This window comes from Acidisoma cellulosilyticum, from assembly GCF_020621385.1.
In the GTDB taxonomy this organism is placed as follows: Bacteria; Pseudomonadota; Alphaproteobacteria; order Acetobacterales; family Acetobacteraceae; genus Acidisoma; species Acidisoma cellulosilyticum.
Genome location: NZ_JAESVA010000001.1, coordinates 239,809 through 255,849 on the forward strand (window position 1 = coordinate 239,809; position 16,041 = coordinate 255,849).

At 64.9% G+C, this 16,041-nt stretch carries 13 protein-coding genes and 1 other RNA gene; all 14 read right to left on the bottom strand.

Going from position 1 to position 16,041, the window contains the following annotated elements:
- Positions 1-7 precede the first annotated feature (7 nt).
- The 14 genes from murC to ACELLULO517_RS01100 all read right to left on the bottom strand — a co-directional run bounded on the left by murC (position 8) and on the right by ACELLULO517_RS01100 (position 16,029).
- Entirely contained in the window at positions 8-1,462 is a 1,455-nt protein-coding gene (gene murC, locus ACELLULO517_RS01035; protein ID WP_227304871.1) for a UDP-N-acetylmuramate--L-alanine ligase, read from the bottom strand.
- The gene (murG, locus tag ACELLULO517_RS01040) at positions 1,459-2,580 is read right to left on the bottom strand and encodes an undecaprenyldiphospho-muramoylpentapeptide beta-N-acetylglucosaminyltransferase (protein WP_227304873.1); all 1,122 of its coding nucleotides are present in this window, start codon (positions 2,578-2,580) and stop codon (positions 1,459-1,461) included. Before murG ends, murC begins: the two co-directional genes overlap by 4 nt.
- The gene (locus ACELLULO517_RS01045; RefSeq protein WP_227304875.1) at positions 2,577-3,698 is read right to left on the bottom strand and encodes an FtsW/RodA/SpoVE family cell cycle protein; all 1,122 of its coding nucleotides are present in this window, start codon (positions 3,696-3,698) and stop codon (positions 2,577-2,579) included. Before ACELLULO517_RS01045 ends, murG begins: the two co-directional genes overlap by 4 nt.
- Positions 3,698-5,035 (bottom strand): UDP-N-acetylmuramoyl-L-alanine--D-glutamate ligase, encoded by a 1,338-nt coding sequence (gene murD / locus ACELLULO517_RS01050; RefSeq protein WP_227304878.1) that lies wholly within the window; start codon positions 5,033-5,035, stop codon positions 3,698-3,700. Before murD ends, ACELLULO517_RS01045 begins: the two co-directional genes overlap by 1 nt.
- Positions 5,032-6,120, bottom strand: coding sequence for a phospho-N-acetylmuramoyl-pentapeptide-transferase (mraY, locus tag ACELLULO517_RS01055; protein WP_227304881.1), 1,089 nt, complete (start codon positions 6,118-6,120; stop codon positions 5,032-5,034). Before mraY ends, murD begins: the two co-directional genes overlap by 4 nt.
- Positions 6,120-7,508 (bottom strand): UDP-N-acetylmuramoyl-tripeptide--D-alanyl-D-alanine ligase, encoded by a 1,389-nt coding sequence (locus tag ACELLULO517_RS01060; RefSeq protein ID WP_227304884.1) that lies wholly within the window; start codon positions 7,506-7,508, stop codon positions 6,120-6,122. The genes mraY and ACELLULO517_RS01060 overlap by 1 nt, the downstream gene beginning before the upstream one ends.
- On the bottom strand, positions 7,505-8,986 hold the full coding sequence (locus ACELLULO517_RS01065) for a UDP-N-acetylmuramoyl-L-alanyl-D-glutamate--2,6-diaminopimelate ligase (RefSeq protein WP_406566233.1): 1,482 nt from the start codon (positions 8,984-8,986) through the stop codon (positions 7,505-7,507). Before ACELLULO517_RS01065 ends, ACELLULO517_RS01060 begins: the two co-directional genes overlap by 4 nt.
- Before the next feature lie 4 nt (positions 8,987-8,990).
- Positions 8,991-10,991, bottom strand: coding sequence for a peptidoglycan D,D-transpeptidase FtsI family protein (locus tag ACELLULO517_RS01070; protein WP_227304890.1), 2,001 nt, complete (start codon positions 10,989-10,991; stop codon positions 8,991-8,993).
- Positions 10,992-11,003: 12 nt separating this feature from the next.
- Positions 11,004-11,990, bottom strand: a complete 987-nt coding sequence (gene ftsL, locus ACELLULO517_RS01075; protein ID WP_227304894.1) for a cell division protein FtsL — start codon at positions 11,988-11,990, stop codon at positions 11,004-11,006.
- Positions 11,987-12,943 carry a 16S rRNA (cytosine(1402)-N(4))-methyltransferase RsmH gene (rsmH, locus tag ACELLULO517_RS01080; protein WP_227304897.1) on the bottom strand — a complete coding sequence of 319 codons (957 nt, stop codon included), beginning with the start codon at positions 12,941-12,943 and terminating at the stop codon, positions 11,987-11,989. The genes ftsL and rsmH overlap by 4 nt, the downstream gene beginning before the upstream one ends.
- On the bottom strand, positions 12,943-13,440 hold the full coding sequence (gene mraZ / locus ACELLULO517_RS01085) for a division/cell wall cluster transcriptional repressor MraZ (protein ID WP_227304900.1): 498 nt from the start codon (positions 13,438-13,440) through the stop codon (positions 12,943-12,945). Before mraZ ends, rsmH begins: the two co-directional genes overlap by 1 nt.
- Before the next feature lie 353 nt (positions 13,441-13,793).
- An RNA gene (gene rnpB, locus ACELLULO517_RS01090) (RNase P RNA component class A) lies at positions 13,794-14,209 on the bottom strand.
- 33 nt (positions 14,210-14,242) lie between these two features.
- A complete protein-coding gene (locus ACELLULO517_RS01095) occupies positions 14,243-14,953 on the bottom strand; it encodes an N-acetylmuramoyl-L-alanine amidase (RefSeq protein WP_227304902.1) in 711 nt (236 codons plus the stop codon).
- Positions 14,950-16,029 carry a site-specific DNA-methyltransferase gene (locus ACELLULO517_RS01100; RefSeq protein ID WP_227304905.1) on the bottom strand — a complete coding sequence of 360 codons (1,080 nt, stop codon included), beginning with the start codon at positions 16,027-16,029 and terminating at the stop codon, positions 14,950-14,952. The genes ACELLULO517_RS01095 and ACELLULO517_RS01100 overlap by 4 nt, the downstream gene beginning before the upstream one ends.
- Positions 16,030-16,041: the final 12 nt, after the last annotated feature.

The following is a 16,041-nucleotide window of genomic DNA, read 5'->3' on the forward strand; positions in this document are numbered from 1 at the left end:
GCGGCCTTCATGCGCCCACCGCACCGGCAGCGCGACGGCCGGGCTGGGCTTGCTGGCCCTGAAGCGCCTGCAACTGCGCCGGAAGGGCATTGGCCCAGGCGGTGATATTGCCGGCACCGAGGCAGACGACGATATCGCCCGGCTGCGCCATGGCATGAACCATCTCCGCCAGATGATCGGGCGAGGGCAAAGGCACCACGCTGCGATGGCCACGGGCACGCAGACCGTCCACCAGCGCATCCCGGTCGATGCCGGCGATCGGCGCCTCACCGGCCGCGTAAACGTCGGCCACGATCACCGTGCCCGCGTCATTCATGCAGGCGCAGAAATCCTCGAACAAGGACTGCAAGCGCGTAAAGCGATGCGGCTGCACGACCGCGATGACGTTGCGGCCGCCGGCCTGACGCGCCGCCTTCAAGACCGCCGCGATCTCAACCGGGTGATGGCCGTAATCGTCGATGACGGTGATGCCGCCGGTCTCACCCGTCTTGGTGAAGCGACGCTTGACGCCACGGAAAGCCGCCAGCGACTGACGCAAAGCCGTCTCACCGATTTCCATCTCAACGCCGACCGCGATAGCGGCAAGCGCGTTCGACACATTGTGCTGACCGAGCATGGGCAGCCGGAACGGCCCCATGCGGCGCTGGCGGTTGCGCAGACGGTCGGTGATGACGACCTCGAAATTGGCGCCGTTTTTATCCATGATCAAACGTTCCGCGCGCACATCGGCCTGCGGGCTGAACCCGTAGGTGATGATGCGATGATCGGACAGGCGCGGGATCATCTGCTGCACGGCCGGATGATCGACGCAAAGAACAGCGAAGCCGTAGAAGGGAATATTACCGACGAACTGGCGGTAGCCCGCCTCCATCGCTTCCTGATTGCCCCAGTGATCGAGATGCTCGGGGTCCATATTAGTGACGACCGAGATGACCGCCGGCAGACGCAGAAAGCTGCCGTCGCTTTCATCGGCCTCGACCACCATCCAGTCGCCGGCACCAAGCCGCGTATTGGTGCCATAGGCGTTGATGATGCCACCGTTGATGACGGTGGGATCGAGCCCCGCACCTTCCAGCACCGCCGCGATCAGGCTCGTCGTCGTCGTCTTGCCATGCGTGCCACCGATCGCGACCGACCAGCGCAGACGCATGAGCTCGGCCAGCATTTCCGCCCGGCGCACGACGGGAATAAGCTTCGCCCGCGCCGCCTGCACTTCCGGATTATCCGCCTTCACGGCGGTTGAAACGACAACCACCTGCGCCTTGCGCAGGTTCTTGGCGTCATGACCGATGGAAACCTCGATCCCCTCGCCGCGCAGCCGCTTCACATTGGCCGATTCGGCAATGTCGCTGCCTTGCACCGAATAGCCGAGATTATGCAGGACCTCGGCGATCCCGGACATGCCGATACCCCCGATCCCGACGAAATGGATGGTTCCGATCGTAAGCGGAAGCGCCCTCATGACTGCGTCTCCCGCACCATAGACTGTTCAACCAAATCCGCGAGCAGCGCCACGGCATCCGCCCGCGCGATAGTACGCGCGGCGAGCGACGCGGCGGCAAGCGCGGGCGTATTCTCCAGCAGCGCCGTCAATTGCGCCGACACGGCCTCCACCGTGAAACGCGGCTGCGGCAAAACCCAGGCGGCACCCGCCTGTTCCAAAATAGCGGCATTGGCCGACTGGTGATCGTCGATCGCACTCGGCAGCGGCACCAGCAAAGCGGGCCGGCCGGTTACCGTGAGTTCGGCGGTGGTGGAGGCACCGGCGCGCGCAATCACCAGATGCGCCGAGGCCAGACGCTGAGCCATATCCGCGAAAAACGGAGAAACCTCGGCCGCGATACCGGCACTCTCATAGGCAGCGCGCACCCGCGCGCCGTCTTCCTGCCGGGCCTGCTGTACCACGCGCAGCCGCGCCCGGACGTCGGCCGGCAATGCGATCAGCGCCTGCGGCACGATATCGCTCAAGACCTTTGCCCCGAGCGATCCGCCCGTAACGAGAAGGTTGATCGGTCCATTCGGCAGGGGCGCTTCGTACGGTGCGTCCGCGAGTGCGGCGATGGCGGGCCTTACCGGATTGCCGGTAACGACCGTGCGCACGCCGGCGGGAATGCGCGTCGTGCCAGCCGCACTCAGCGCGAGAACGGAAACGCGTTTCGCGAGGCTGCGATTGGCACGGCCAAGCACGGCATTCTGTTCATGCAGGATGATCGGCGTCCTCTGACCGCTCAGCTTGGCGGCGACGATCGGCGGCACGCAGGGATAGCCACCGAAGCCCACGATGGCACCGGGCTGGAGGGTGCGGAGAAGCCTCGCCGCCACGATCGTGCCGGCCGCAAGGGCCGCCGTCGCCTTGATACCCTTGATAACGCCACGACCGGCAATGCCCGCGCCCGGCAAAACATGGCGGTCGCCATCGGCGAAAGCGTCAGAGCCACGACCGGCCGAACGGCCGTCGGTCATCAGCACCGGACGATAGCCACGACCCGCCATCGCATGGGCCAGCGCTTCGGCCGGGAAGAAATGACCACCGGTGCCGCCGGCCGCGATGACGACGGGGATCACGCGCGGGCCTCTCATGTGCGTTCTCCCGCGACGCGCCGGCGCGTCAGCGCCAGCAGCATGCCCATTTCCAGCGCGACAGACAGCGCCGATGAGCCGCCATAGGAGATGAAGGGCAAGGTCATGCCCTTGGTCGGGATGAGTTCAAGCGAAGAGGCCATGTTGATGAAGGCCTGCAGGCCGAAGCTCATGAGAATGCCGGCGGCGGCGAGCAGCACGAACTGATCGTTCTCGGCGACGAGACGAAGCAACCCGCGCAGCACGATGGCCCCGAAGATGAACAGGATGAACAGGCAGACGACGAGGCCGAATTCCTCGCCCGCCACCGCGAAGACGAAATCGGCATGAGCGTCGGGCAGGATATCCTTGACCATGCCCTCACCCGGGCCACGGCCGAGCAACCCGCCATTGCCGAAAGCCTGCAGCGCCGTCAGCGCCTGATAGGCGGTCTGTTGCGTCGGATGCAGGAAGCGCTCCACACGGATATGCACATGCGGCATCAGGAAGAAGGCGGCGATGAAGCTCACGACCAGCATGGCGGCGGCTGCCAGGACGAGGCCGACATTGAGCCCGTCCAGAAACAACTGCGCCAGGAACACGATGCTGACGACGGCCAGCATGCCGATATCCGGCTGAGACTTCAGCAGCAGCGCAATCACCGCATAGAGGGCGACCGCCAGAAGACGGCCGGGGAATTTCTCTGTCCTGCGCGCTTCGACCAGAAGCCCGGCGGTGACGACGGCGAAGAACGGCTTCAGAAACTCGCTCGGCTGCAAGGACAGAAGCGGAAGATTGATCCAGCGGCGCGCGCCCTTGATCTCGGCCCCATGCACAAGGGTGAAGGCCGTCAGCAGAACCGCGATGAAGGTGCCGATCAGGGCCAGCCAGCGGATGCCCTTGGGCGGCAGCATGGACACACCGATGACGATGCCCCCGGCAATGGCAAGGAAGGCGACCTGCTTCAGGATCAGCATGTCGCGCGGATCGCCGATGCGATGGGCGACCGCCGGGCTGGAGGCGAGCACCAGCACATAGCCGAAGCCGATCAGCGTGCCGATGCAGACCAGCGTCCAGCGATCGACCGTCCACCACCAGCGGCCAAAAAGAGAGGTATCGGTGCGCGACAGAGAGGGCATCAGGCAGCCTCTCCTTGGCAGGTGGATGGGCGCAAAGCGGCCACGAGTTCCGCGAAACGATCGCCGCGCGCTTCGAAGCCCGAGAACTGATCCCAGCTTGCCGTCGCCGGCGACAGCAGCACGACCGGCGCGCCGAGCGCACGCGCCTTCGCGAAGGCTGCCGGCACGGCGGCGTCCAGGGTTTCCGCCATGTGGAAGGGAACGTTATGAGCGGCGAGCGTTTCGGCGAATTGCGGGGCGTCCTGCCCGATCAGCTCGACATGAGCGATGCGCGGGAAGAAGGACGCAAGCGGCGCGATACCGCCGGCCTTGGCGATGCCGCCGGCGATCCAGACAATGCGGTCGTAACAGCCGAGCGCGCGGGCCGCGGCATCGGCATTCGTCGCTTTGCTGTCGTTGATGAAGATGATGCCGTCTTGGCTGCCTACGCGCGCCTGGCGATGCGGCAGGCCGGGATAGGTGCGGATGCCTTGGGCGATCGCGTCATCCGAAACGCCGAGTGCTCGGGCCAAGGCAGTCGCGGCTGCCGCGTTCTGCGCATTGTGTTCGCCCGGAAGCGCCAGCGCGCCGGTCGCCTGTCCGATGCCGCTGATTTTCACCACGCGCATCGGCCCTTGGGACTCGAGAGACTCCGCCATCGCCACCGAACGCGCGTCATCAACGCCGACCACGGCGGTGTCATCAGCCGTCTGACGCGCAAAAACTGCACGTTTTACAGCTGCATAGCGGTCCATGTTGCCATGGCGCTCGAAATGATCGGGGCTCAGATTCAGCATTGCCGCTGTAGAGAACCGGAGAGTCGCGATTCGCTCCAACATGTAAGACGACATTTCCAGAACATAGACGCCGTCATCGGGCAGCAACGGCAGCGCGAGCGAGGCGGGGCCGAGATTGCCGCCAGCCGCTGTTGGCACGCCAGACTCGGTCAGAATATGCGCGAGCAAGGCGGTCGTCGTTGACTTGCCATTGGTGCCGGTGACGCCGGCGAAGTGCGCCTTAGAGCCCGCCTTTCGCACGGCCTGATAAAGAAGCTCCGCATCACTCAGAATCGGCACGTTTTTCGCGATGGCACGTGCAGCGACAGGATGCGGTTGCGGCAAGCTGTGCGGAATGCCCGGCGACAGCACCAGCGCATCATAGGCGAAGTCACCCGCCATCAGATCAGAGAGCGTAAAGCCTTCGCCGGCAGCGGCGGTCCGCGCCGCCTCACCGTCATCCCACAACGCGACCTCGGCCCCCATGGCGCGCAACGCGCGCGCCGCCGGCAGACCGTTCTTGCCCAGGCCCAAAATCGCGAAACGTGCGCCCGCGAAGAGGTTTGCAGGGAAACCCGTCATCGGATCTTCAAGGTCGCGAGACCGACCAGCGCCAGGATCATCGACACGATCCAGAAGCGGATGACGATGGTGGGTTCGGCCCAGCCCTTCTTCTCGAAATGGTGGTGCAGCGGCGCCATCAGGAAGACGCGCCTGCCGGTCCGCTTGAACCAGAAGACCTGGATGATTACGGAAAGCGTTTCGACGACGAACAGACCTCCGACGATGGCGAGCACGATTTCATGCTTGGTCGCGACCGCAATGGCCGCGAGCGCGCCACCCATGGCCAGGCTGCCGGTATCGCCCATGAAGACCGCCGCAGGGGGCGCGTTGAACCACAGGAAGCCGAGGCCTGCCCCGATCAGCGCAGAGCAGAACACGGCAAGCTCACCCGAACCCGTGACGAAAGGCAGTTCCAGATAGCCCGCGAAGATGCGGTTACCGACGAGATAGGCAATGAGCGCGAAGACGCCGGCGACGATGATCGTCGGCACCATGGCGAGACCGTCGAGCCCGTCGGTCAGGTTCACGGCATTCGACGCGCCCATCATCACCAGCATTCCGAAGAGCGGGAAGAAGATACCGAGGGGAATGAGCACGCTTTTGAAGTCGGGAATGGAAATTCCGCTGCCCAGATCGCCGCCGATATGGACCATGATCCAGATCGAAGCGAGCAGGCCGATGCCGGCCTGGCCGACCAGCTTGAGGCGACCCGACAGGCCCTTGGTATTGCGCTTGGAGACCTTGAGATAGTCATCCGCAAAGCCCAGCGCGCCGTAGCCGAGCGTCACGAAGAGCGTCGACCAGACATAAGGATTGGCAAGATCGGTCCAGAGCAGCGTCGAGATGGTCAGCGCACTCAGGATCAGGACGCCGCCCATGGTGGGCGTCCCTTTCTTTTCGACCAGATGACGCTCAGGCCCATCCAGGCGGATCGGCTGCCCCTGTTTCTGCAGGCGGCGGAGCATGCGGATGACGCGCGGTCCCATCACGAAGCTGAGCACCAGCGACGTCAGGCAGGCGCCGCCCGACCGGAAGGTCAAATAGCGGATCAGGTTCAGGATATGCAGATGGTCCGCATAGGGCAGCAGCAGGTTGTAGAACATCAGCCAGGCTCCTCAGTCTCGGCTCGGACGGGGAGCGCGTTGATAATGATCGCCATGCGGCTGCCAAGACTGCCCTTGACCAGAATTGCATCTTCGGCGCGCAGGGCAGCTACCACCAAAGGCGCCAATTCGGCGGAAGTGAGGGTATGGGCGGCTCGTTGCCATTCCGGCACGGACTCATAAAGCCGCTTCATTTCAGGACCGCAGGCAAAGAGCAGATCGGCATGGGCGATGACGTCCGGCAGCAGGGCAAGATGCTCGGCTGCACTCGCCTCTCCCAACTCGCGCATGTCGCCGAGGACCGCGATGCGGCGGCGCGCCGGCTGAAGGGCCAGCACCGCAAGCGCCGCCCGCACCGAAGGGCCGGAGGCATTGTAGCTTTCGTCGAGCAGCAGCGCCTCGCCATCGGGCAGGGTCAGCCGGCGGCGCGCACCGCGACCGCTGACGGCAGAAAACCCGTCCAGCGCAGCCGAGGCATGATGCGGGTCGAGGCCCATGGCGACAGCGGCTGCGATCGCGGCGACGGCGTTCAGCGCCATATGTTCGCCCGGCGCGGCGAGCCGGAAGCTCAGCGGCATACCGTCCAAGCTCATCGAGACGGACGCGCCATCGGCATCGCTATTGACCGCCACAAGTCTTGCCTTGGCCGTTTCCGACTTGCCGAAACGAATGACGCGATGCGCGCCGGCAGCCCCGGCCAAGGTCGCGAATTCCGGGCTGTCCGCCGGCAGAACGGCAATGCCGCCGGGCTCCAGCCCCGACAGGATAGCGGCTTTCTCGGCAGCGATGGCGGCCAGGCTGCCCATATGGCCGATATGGACCGACGCCACATTGGTGATGACCGCGACATGCGGCCGGGCGAGCGCGGCGAGCGGCGCGATCTCCCCCGGATGATTCATGCCGATCTCGGCAACGCAGAACCGGCTGTCACGCGGCATCCGCGCCAGCGTCAGCGGCACACCCCAATGATTGTTGTAGGAAGCGACCGCGGCATGGGTCGGCGCCTCGGCCGCCAAAATCCGCCGCAGCATCTCCTTGGTCGTGGTCTTGCCGACGCTGCCGGTGACGGCGACCAGCTTGCCCGTGAAGCGGTCACGCGCGAAGCGGCCAAGGGCCGTCAGCCCATCCAGCGTATCGCCGACCCGCAGAAGCGCGGCCGAGGGCAGAACATCCGGCACATCATGATCGACCAATGCGCCACCGGCCCCGGCGGAGAGCGCCGACGCGACGAAGGCATGGCCGTCGCGGTTTTCGCCGTGCAAAGCCACGAACAGATCGCCCTTGGCCACCGTGCGCGTGTCGATGGACAGGCCATTGGCGGCGAAGGGATGGGCCATGCGGCCGCCGGTCGCCGCGATCAGTTCCTCGGGCGTCCAAAGATCGGTCATACCGGCCGCCCCCCGACCAGACGGCGGACGACATCCACGTCATCGAAGGGCAGAACCTCACGGCCCAGGATCTGCCCCTGCTCATGGCCCTTGCCGGCAACCACCATGACGTCGCCCGGACCAAGCAGGGCGAGCCCTGCCGCAATCGCCGCTTCGCGGCCGCCAACCTCGATCGCATCCGGTGCGCCGGTCATGACCTCGGCGCGGATCGTCGCCGCATTCTCGGTCCGCGGATTGTCGTCCGTCACGATGACGTGGTCGGCACCCAGACGCGCGGCTTCCGCCATCAGCGGGCGTTTACCACGATCCCGGTCGCCACCCGCCCCGAAAACGATGGCGAGGTTTCCCGTCGTGTGCGGACGGAGCGCCGACAAGACCCGCGAAATGGCGTCCGGTGTATGGGCGTAATCGACATAGACGGCCGCACCGTTCGGCAGCGTCGCTGCCAGTTCCATCCGCCCGCGCACGCCGACCAGAAGCGGCAGCCGGTCGAAGACCGCCGTATCGCCAAGAAGCAGGATGATGGCTGCGGCCAGAAGCGCATTATCGGCCTGGAAGCGGCCGGGCAGAGCGAGTTTCACCTCGAAACGGCGCCCGCCGACCGACAGATCCAACCGCTGGCCGTCCGGCTCGGGCGTCGCCCGATGCAACTGGATCAGGCTGCCGCCTTCGCCCACCGTGCCGTAGTTCAGGCCACGCTGAACTGCCACATAGGCGAGTTGGCTGCGGCTTTCCTCATCCAGCGTCATGGCAGCGACGACCGGCGCACCCTGGGGCAGAATCTCCGTGAACAGGCGCAGCTTGGCAGCGCGGTAAGCTTCCATGCTGCCGTGATAATCCAGATGATCACGCGTCAGATTGGTGAAGGCCGCGGCGGAAAGGCGCAGCCCGTCGAGCCGGAACTGGTCCAGCCCATGGGACGAGGCCTCGACCGCCGCATGCTGGATGCCCGCGCGGGCCAGCGCCGCCATGGTATTGGCGATGGAGACCGGGTCCGGCGTCGTCAGCCCGGCACCCTGGGGGAAGCCCGGAGCGACGAGGCCGAGGGTGCCGAGCGAGGCCGCCGGATGACCGCCGAAGGTCCAGAGCTGGCGCAGGAAATCCGCCGTGCTGGTCTTGCCGTTGGTGCCGGTGACGGCCGCGATGCGATGCGGCTGGGTGCCGGCAAGGCTTGCCGCCATGATTGCCAATCTGCGGCGCGGCTGTGCATCGAAAATGACCGGGCGCGGTGGCACGCCGGCCGGCCAATGGGTGCCGGGCGGCGCCAGAATGGCGGCTGCCCCCTGGGCCACCGCATCGGCGATGTAATCCCGCCCGTCGCGGGTCTGGCCCGGCAGAGCCGCGAAGATGAAGCCGGGGCCGACATCCTGGCTATTGGCCGTGATGCCGGCCACTTCCACACCGGAGGAACCGCTCGGCGCGTTAGCGGCTAGCGAGCGCGTGGGACGAAGGGCGCCCTGCGCGTAGGCGCCCTGCATGAGATCAATGAGTCGCATCGGCTGAAGCCGGCGCCGGGACGCGATACATCGCGTCATGCCGCAGGTTTTTCACCGTGCTGGCAGGCGTCGTCCATTTTGTATCCTGCGCGACACGCGCGATGCCACCACGCTTGGTCGGATGCGCGGGCTTGTCCATTGCGTTCGGGTCGTCAGGCTCTCCGGGATTGTTGGGACCATAGACGACGGCACCGGGCGGCGCCGGATAAGGATGCGGGAAATCGAGTTGCTGATTGATCTCAGCGACATTGTCGAAGCGCGGCATGACGTTCAGCATCGGTCCGATGCGGCCAATGATATGGCTGACCGCCGGGCCCGCCATCCAGCCGCCTGTGGTATAGCCATGCGTCTCAGCCGTCGCATGGCCCGAATCGATCGCGACATAGACGACGTAGCGCGGCGCGTAGATCGGGAATGCCGCGACGAAGGAGCTGTAATTGGTGTGCTTCTTGTAGCCGCCGTGCTCGGACACCTTCTGCGCCGTGCCGGTTTTGGCGCCCACGAAATAGCCCGGCACGTCACCGAACTCACCCGTCCCGCTGGTCACGATATAGCGCATGATCTTGCGCATTATATCCGACGTCGATGTCTGCATGACGGTCGTACCCTGGATCGGCGGGTCGCCGATATTCTGAGCTAGGAGCGTCGGCTTATAGAGCGTGCCGCCGTTGACGATCGCGACCGCGGTATTCGCGATATGCAGCGGCGTTTCGGCGATACCATTGCCGAAGGAGACGGTCATCAGCGTCGCCTTTCCCCAGGTGCTGGCAGGCTGCACCTGCGGCATCGCGGCTTCAGGCAACTGGATCGGCTCACGCGACATCAGGCCCAGCTTCTGCAGCCAGGCGCGCTGACGGTCCTTGCCGACCAGGAGCGAGATCCGCGAAGCGCCGATATTGGACGAGAGTTTCATGATGTCGCCGAGCTGCATCCAGACATGCTGCGGCTCGAAATCGGTGATGTGGAAACGACCGATCGGCAATGGATGGGTCGTGTTGAAATAGTCCCACATGTGAATGACATTGTCGTCCAGCGACATGCTGGCAGTCTGCAGCTTGAAGACCGAACCCGGCTCGTACGTGCCGGTTGCGCAGCGGTTGAAGCGCTCCGCATCCGTCGCCTGGGCAAGATCGTTGGCGTCATAATCGGGGATGCTGACCATGCCGAGGATCTGGCCGCTATTCGCATCCTCAACAATGCCGCAGCCGCCGACCGCGTCGAAGGTCTTCACCGCATTGGCGACTTCGTCCCGCACGATGGCCTGCACGCGCACGTCGATCGACAGGCGCAGCGGCGTCGTATCGGTGTTCAGGCGCGTATTGAAATACTTCTCGACGCCGGCAATGCCGTTGGCATCGATATCGACGCCGCCCAAAACCTGTGCCGCCGTATCCCCCAAGGGATAGCGCCGCTCAGACGACAGCTGAAAGGAAAGGCCCGGAACGCCAAGGTTGTTAATGGCGATTTCCTGAGCCGGGGTTACGCGGCGCGCGATATAGACGAAGGCCTTGGCGGAAGCCAGACGACGCGCAATGTCACCTTCGTCAACGTCAGGCAGGATTTTCTTCAGCTCGACCGCGACCGCGTTGGTGTCGATCATCTGGCGCGGATCGGCGTAAAGGCTGGCGACCGGCAACGAAACCGCCAGAATCTGGCCATTGGCATCGATGATCGAGGCACGGCCCGGCGGGGGGGCCGTCGCGGCGGCGGGCGGCTCAGGCGTGAACTGCTGCACGACGCGCGGCGCCGGCTTCATCGGATCGATCACGGTCGCGAAGGATAGCCGTGCGGCCACAGCAAAAAACAGAATGAGGAAGACCGCCGAGACCGCGACAAGGCGCGTGCGGCTTTTCTCCAGCGCCGCCCGCTGGCGGAGATCGGGCGAGGTCACGCGCACCGTCTCGCCCTGAAGGCCGCCGCTGCCCTGGCGCGGCCGCGGACCCCAAGGGTTATTCGGCGTCGTGTGAGGCGGGGGCGCGTCGCTCATACCGAACCGCGCCTATTGGGTCGAAGAATAGAGCGGACGCGGCGGCGCGAGGGTCGCGGCCGACGCCATGCCCAGCGATGAACCGACCGGCGTGTACATCACCGTCGCGGCCCGGGGCGTGATCCGCTCGCTACCGTAGGCCGGGTGGGTCGCGTCATTGGCCGCGAAATACTGCGTACCACTCGGCGACGTCGGCTTGCTGTGATGCGTGGCATGGTGCGGCTTGGGTGCGGGCGAAGCGGCGCTATTATCGGCCAGAGACGAATCCGCACCATCCTGGGGGATATTCGCCTTCGCAACGGCCGGCTGCACATGTTTCGCATAATGATGCGTCACACGCGGCACGCTGACCGCAACCTTCGCAAGTGACGGCGGCGCGGCATGCGCCATGGCAACGGCGGCGGAAGCCGAGGCCGCGACGGAGGCCGCCGCAGCAGCCTTGAGCGCGGCATTCGGAGACGCGTTCGGCGTCGGTGCGGGGTTGCTCGCGATAGCCGGTGCGTCGGCATCGCTGGCGGCCGTATCGGCGCCCGCATCAGACGTCGCTGCCGGAGCCGGCACGACCGGCTGCAACATGGCAACCGCCGTCCCGTCGGACGCGCCACCCGACGGTGTGGCCGGCGCGTTGGAAGCCATCGGCACGCCATGAGTGGGGTCGGTGGCAGGTGCGGCGATATCGGGCATCACAGGGGCAGTCTTGGTGCCGGGCGGGATCGGCGCCGGCAAAGCAACGGCCAGCTGATCCAGCGTCATCAGCTGCGACGGGCCCATGGGCTTGAGCGTCAGATACTGATCCGACAGCGCCTGCAGACGCTCCGGGTCATTCATCAAAGCCCAGTCGGCACGCAGCATGCGGGTTTTTTCACGCGCCATGTCGATATCATGGAAGGTGCTGCGCAGAGACGCATCGAGGGCGAAGGCACGCTGCTTGACCTGATACAGGTAAAGGCCGGACCCGGCAGCCAGCGCGAGACAGATGCACGTAAAAGGTTTGATCATGCCGCAATCTCCGGCGCATCAAGCCGACGCAAAGCCCGCAGGCGCGCAGAGCGCGCCCGCGGATTGGCCGCAGTTTCGGCAAGTCCGGGCCGCACAGCTTTGCGCGTCAGAAGGGAAAAGCTGGCGACCGCAGGGGGAAGAAGCCCGCGCGGATCGTATCGGGACGGACCGGGCGCCTGGCCCGCAGCTTCACTCATGAAACGCTTAACAATCCGATCTTCGAGGGAATGGAAGGAAACAACGACGAGTCGCCCCCCAGGACGCAGTATGCGAACGGCTTGCTCTAAAGCACGTTCTATTTCACCTAGTTCGTCGTTCACTTTTATTCGCAGCGCCTGAAAACTGCGCGTCGCCGGATGAATGCCGGATCGATCCGGCGGTAGAACGCTTCGAATGATCTCAGCCAGCCGCGCGGTTGTCGTAATCGGCTGCTCGGTGCGGGCGGCGACGATAGCGCGCGCGATGCGGCGCGACTGCCGCTCCTCCCCGAATTGGTAAAGAATATCAGCGAGTTCGTCGGCCGTCAGTTTCGCCACCAGATCGGCGGCATTCGGCCCATCCACACCCATACGCATGTCGAGCGGCCCGTCATTGCGAAAGCTGAAGCCCCGCGCCGCGTCATCGATTTGAAAGGAGGAGACGCCGAGATCGAGCACGACACCGTCGAGGCTCGCGACGCCTTGGGCGCCGAGCAATGCCATTAGATCGCCGAACCGGCCTTCGACCAAATGCAGACGGCCAGGGTAATGGGCGGCGATGGCAGCCCCACGCGCGATCGCCTGCGGGTCGCGATCAATCGCCCAGATAGTGCAATCGGCGCTATCGAGAATGGCGCGCGTATAACCACCGCCGCCGAAAGTGCCGTCGAGATAGGCCTCCCCCGGACGTGGGCCCAGGGCTTCCAGCACCTCATGCAACAGCACGGGGATATGGCCGGGGGCTTGTGCGTTCATCAGACGCCCCCCGCTGCGACGACGGCAGCCGGCCGGGCGATCCCGCCCAGCGTCAGGCCGCTGCTATTGACGATCTGGCGTGCTTCAGCGGCCCGCGCGCGGGCGGCCTCCGGCTCCCAGATCTGGAAGATCGGACCGGTGCCCATGAACACGACATTGTCCGACACGCCGGCATGGCTCGTCAGCATCTCATTCAGGATGATGCGGCCTTCCCGGTCGGATTCGATCGGATAGGCATCGGCATAGATGGCCGCCGCCAGATTGTCGTATTCCGGGCTGAAGAGCTCATAGCGGTCAAGCTGCTGCGCCAGCTTATCGAAGACCGCCTGCGGCCAGGCTTCGACGCATGGGTATTTGTGGGACGGGCGCAGGATCATGCTCACGCTGCCCTCGGTCGCAGCCCCGAAAGACCGGAGTGCAGTGCGAAAAGCAGCCGGTACCGATACCCGACCCTTGGCATCCAACCGGTTAAGGTGGCTCCCGAGAAAATGCGTCATCGGGCCCCCCTCACCTTATGCGCTGGCCACAGCGCTTCCATTGACACTTTTGGCGAAGCGCGACGCGCCCGCACCAATCACCTCATGGGATACCGTGGGTTATCATGGGCACAGATGGGCGTCAAAGAATTTTACGCTCACGACCTGGAAAAAGGTCTTGGTTTTCCTCTGAAAACCGCAGGATCCTGTCGTTTGACAGGTCCCGACCGAATACACGAACGCGTGTAACGTTCTTGTGGCGTTTCGGAATGATAGCATCCCGAGGCGCCGTTTTCGAGGAATAAGAGGGCTTGGCCCATAATTTCCCATGGCCACAGCGCCCCGTCACCCACGAAAGCCCATGGGGACGGAAAATCGCCAGACGGTCTGTAAGCCGGGTTCTGTCCGGGCCGCTTGCGCGGCCTTGGACGGCCATTCCTCTGGGACGCTCTTCGCAGAGCGCCTCACGCGACCAACCCGGGCGACGGGGCGGAAATGCCCTCGCGTCACGCGCCATGTTGCCATAACGCGCCGCCGGCCGCCCCTATTCGGTCTTGCTCCCGGTGGGGTTTACCCTGCCCGCGCCGTTACCGGAGCGGCGGTGCGCTCTTACCGCACCCTTTCACCCTTGCCCGCTGAAGGCTTGCGCCTTGTACGGGCGGTTTGCTTTCTGTGGCACTGTCCCTGGGGTCGCCCCCGCCGGCCGTTAGCCGGCACCGTATTTCCGTGGAGCCCGGACTTTCCTCCATCCTGCCCCGAGAGGCAAAACAGCGGCCGTCCAACCGTCTGGCGGCGGGCTGATTGCGCCTGACGGCCCGCGCGGTCAACCGCTGTTCTGCACAGACCTCATGAGCATGGCCGCGCGGAGCGCGGTTTCCGCGTCCGCTTCGCCGCTCACCAGCGCCGGGCGCCAGCGGCGCTGAAAGGCGCGCAGCAGTGTCGCGAAGGCAGCCTCCCCCTGCGTCAGGGACGGCACCGGATAGCCGATTTCCGCCAGATCGACGCGAAGCTTTGTCTCATCCACCGATGACGCGACAACAAAATCAGGAAAGTCCGGCCAAAGACCAACTCCCTGGGTTGCCAGCCAGGGCCAATCGAACAGCTCGCCGGGATCTTCCTTGCGGTCGGGCGCGACATCGGAATGCGCGACGACGTTGCGCGGCGGAATGGGGTGGCGCGACAAAATGCCCAGACAGAGGTCCCGCACCGCCGCCATCTGGGCTGGCGGAAAGGGCCGATAACCCCATTCATGGCCGGGATTGACGATCTCGACCCCGATGCAGCGCCCATTCAACGTGTCATGGCCACGCCAGAAGGAAATGCCGGCATGCCAGGCCCGCCTGTCTTCGGGAACCAAATTCCAGACGGTGCCGTCCTCCTCCACCACGTAGTGGGAAGAGACGCGGGCTTCGGGATCACAGAGCCGATCGATCGCGGCCTGTCCCGACTGCATGCCGGTGTAATGCAGGACGAGAATATCAACCGGCTCATCCGCCGGCCGCGCATCATGATTGGGGGAAGCGCGTGTTCTCACGACTTCCGCAGCACATCGATCGGCACCAGCAAGCCGTCCCGCTCGAAATGCCAGAAGGTCCAGCCGTTGCAGGACGGCGCATTCTGCAACTCCGCGCCGACCTTATGGATGGAACCACGCAGATCGCCCGCGCTGACGCTGCCGTCCGATCCCACAATCACCGAAACGCGGCGCTGCTTGTCGTACAGCACCGTCCCGGCCGCGAGAGCACCATTCTCCACCAACGAACCGAAGGCGATGCGGGGCGTTTCTCGGCGCGAGGGCGTGATGGCCATCGCGTCATTGTCCAGCGCCTTGGTCTGGGCCAGGCGCGCCCAGGCCGCTTCGACATAGGCCGGGTGCCGCTCGATACCGATGAAATGACGGTTCAGCCGTTTGGCGACGACCGCCGTGGTGCCGGTGCCGGAGAAGGGATCGAGCACGACATCCTCGGGCGCGGTCGAGGAGAGCAGAATGCGGTGAAGCATGGCTTCCGGCTTCTGCGTCGGATGCAGCTTCAGCCCATGCTGATTGCGCAACCGCTCCGGCCCGTTGCAGATCGGCAGAAACCAGTCGCTGCGCATCTGCAAATCGTCATTCGACGTCTTCATGGCCTGGTAGTTGAAACGGTAGCGGGAATCCCGGCCCCGCGCCGCCCAAATCAGCGTCTCATGCGCATTGGTAAAGCGCCGGCCGCGGAAATTGGGCATCGGGTTCGACTTGCGCCAAATGATGTCGTTCAGCATCCAGAAACCGAGATCCTGAAGCGCGGCACCGATGCGGAAGATGTTGTGATAGGAGCCGATAACCCAAAGCGTGCCGTCCTTGCGCAGCACGCGGCGGCATTCCGTCAGCCATGCATGGGTGAAGCGGTCATACTCCGCGAAATCGGTGAAGCGGTCCCAATCCTCGTCCACGCCATCGACCACGCTCTCGTCCGGCCGGCGCAGCTGGCCCTGAAGCTGAAGATTATAGGGCGGATCGGCGAAGATGCAGTGAACCGACGCCGGCGGCAGCATCCGCATCATCTGGACGCAATCGCCCAGCAGAAGCTGGTTCAGCGGCAATTCGCGCGTGAGATCCACGTTCCTCCTCATGGTGTCGAACCA